Genomic DNA, 2,018 nt, shown 5'->3' on the forward strand with positions numbered 1-2,018 from the left:
CGCCTTGCCCTTCTCATCGGCCAGATCGGCGATAACCACCTTGGCCCCTGCGGCGTGCAGTCGGCGAACCGTGGCCTCGCCCAGGCCGCCTGCGCCGCCAACGACGATGGCCGAACTACCGCTGATCTGCATTGCTGTTTCCCTTCTTGCAACTCATACTCTCGGGTTGAGAGAATACTATTCTCGTATAGTCGTAGGCGCCTCAGGGTCCATGTTTCGCCGAACGGGAGAAAGCCGTGAACAACGACGTTCTGGTCATCATCGGGGTCGGCGGAATGGGGGTTTCGGTTGCCCGCCGTAGTGGAGCGGGCCGGACCATCGTGCTCGCCGACATCAATGCCGACGGCTTGAACGCCGTGGCGAGTGCCCTCACCGAAGACGGCCATCAGGTGCTGACCCGAGAGGTCGACGTCACCTCGCGCAGTTCGCTGGCCGCGGTCGCCGAGACGGCCCGGGCGGCCGGCCGCGTTACGGCGGTGGTGCACACCGCGGGGCTCTCGCCGCAACAGGCATCCGCTGAGGCGGTGCTTGCTGTGGACCTGCTGGGTGTCGCGCTGAGCATCGACGAGTTCGGCCGAGTGATCGAGCCCGGCGGCGCCGGGGTGGTCATCGCGAGCATGGCCGGTCACATGCAGCCCGCGCTGGATCCGGAGCTGGAGCGACAGCTCGCGAGCCTGCCCGCCGAGGAACTGCTCGGCCTCGAAGCCTGCTCGAAGATCACCAGCAGTCAAATGGCGTATCCGTTCGCCAAGCGGGCCAACCAGATCCGGGTGGCCGCGGCAGCCGGAACCTGGGGTGAACGTGGCGCCCGGATCAACTCCATCAGCCCAGGTGTCATCTCGACGGCGATGGGGCGGCTGGAACTCGACAGCGAATCGGGCACGCTGATGAGGGCAATGGTCGAGAACTCGGGCCTGCGGCGTCTCGGCACACCCGAGGACATCTCGGCCGCCACCGAGTTCCTGCTCGGCCCCTCTGCGTCGTTCGTCACCGGTACCGATCTCCTGGTCGACGGTGGAGTGGTCGCCGCGATCACCACCGGGACAATCGATCTGGCCAAAGCACTCGCCGAGCGCTGAGCTCTGGTGTTGCATGAATCCATGACGCACACTGCCGATGAACTGGTTACCGAATTCTGCAAACTGTGGTCGTCGCCCAACCCGGAAGAGTTGGCCGGGTACTTCACCGAGGACGCCGTCTACCACAACATTCCGATGGATCCCGTGCAGGGCCGTGAGGCGATTGCGCAGTTCATCGCGGGATTCGTCGCGGCGTTCGACGGCATCGACTTCAACGTGCACCGGCAGGTCAGCGACGGCACGGTCGTGATGAACGAACGCACCGATGTGATGCACCGCAAGGATGGCGGCGAGATTCCGCTGCCGGTGATGGGTGTCTTCGAAGTCCGCGATGGCCGCATTGCGACGTGGCGCGACTACTTCGACATGGCGGCAATCACCAAGGCGTTCAGCTAGTCGACAGACTTCCCGGTCGCCGCGGCGTAGCCCGCGCGGTAGCCGAAAACCATTGCCGGACCTATGGTTCCGCCGGCACCGCCATAAGCACGTCCGGTCACCCCAGCCATCGCGTTGCCGGAGGCGAACAGGCCCGGAATAGGCCGACCGCTGACGTGCAGGACGCGTCCATCGCGGTCGGTGCGCGGTCCGCCCTTGGTGCCCATCGCGCCTACCGACACCGGAACCGCGTAGAACGGCGCGGTGTCGACGGGGCCCAGCGTCTTGCCGGCCAGCGTCGTCGCGTGCTCATCACCCCAGTAGCCGTCGTAAGCACTTGAGCCACGGCCGAAGTCAGGATCAGAGCCGTCACCGACGTGGCGGTTCCAGGCGTCGATGGTGCGGGCGAGCCCGTCGAGGGCAATCCCGGTCTTGGCGGCCAACTCGCTGAGATCCCGCGATTCGCAGAACCAGTCCGGCACCGGCCCGTCAGGGTCGACGCCCAAGAACCCATAACGCTTGAGGTGTTGTGCATCGAACACCATCCAGGCCGGGTCATTGACG

Annotated in this window: 4 protein-coding genes; 2 read left to right on the top strand and 2 right to left on the bottom strand. The window is 65.6% G+C overall.

Features of this window, described 5'->3' with window-relative positions:
• The coding region (locus VN856_RS25745; protein ID WP_325694598.1) for an SDR family NAD(P)-dependent oxidoreductase at positions 1–132 on the bottom strand (132 nt) is incomplete at its 3' end.
• 104 nt (positions 133–236) lie between these two features.
• Here VN856_RS25745 and VN856_RS25750 point away from each other — a divergent pair.
• Both VN856_RS25750 and VN856_RS25755 read left to right on the top strand, forming a co-directional pair.
• The gene (locus VN856_RS25750) at positions 237–1,079 is read left to right on the top strand and encodes an SDR family oxidoreductase (RefSeq protein WP_325694592.1); all 843 of its coding nucleotides are present in this window, start codon (positions 237–239) and stop codon (positions 1,077–1,079) included.
• A gap of 21 nt (positions 1,080–1,100) precedes the next feature.
• Positions 1,101–1,475 carry a nuclear transport factor 2 family protein gene (locus VN856_RS25755; RefSeq protein WP_325694594.1) on the top strand — a complete coding sequence of 125 codons (375 nt, stop codon included), beginning with the start codon at positions 1,101–1,103 and terminating at the stop codon, positions 1,473–1,475.
• Here VN856_RS25755 and VN856_RS25760 read toward each other — a convergent pair.
• On the bottom strand, positions 1,472–2,018 hold a 547-nt coding region (locus tag VN856_RS25760), incomplete at its 5' end, for an FAD-binding protein (protein ID WP_325694596.1). The genes VN856_RS25755 and VN856_RS25760 overlap by 4 nt on opposite strands.

The organism is Mycobacterium sp., assembly GCF_035603715.1.
GTDB lineage: Bacteria > Actinomycetota > Actinomycetes > Mycobacteriales > Mycobacteriaceae > Mycobacterium.

Coding starts and splice junctions, on each gene's coding strand:
- VN856_RS25755 (WP_325694594.1), top strand. CDS start 1,101: ATGACGCACACTGCCGATGAACTGGTTACCGAATTCTGCAAACTGTGG.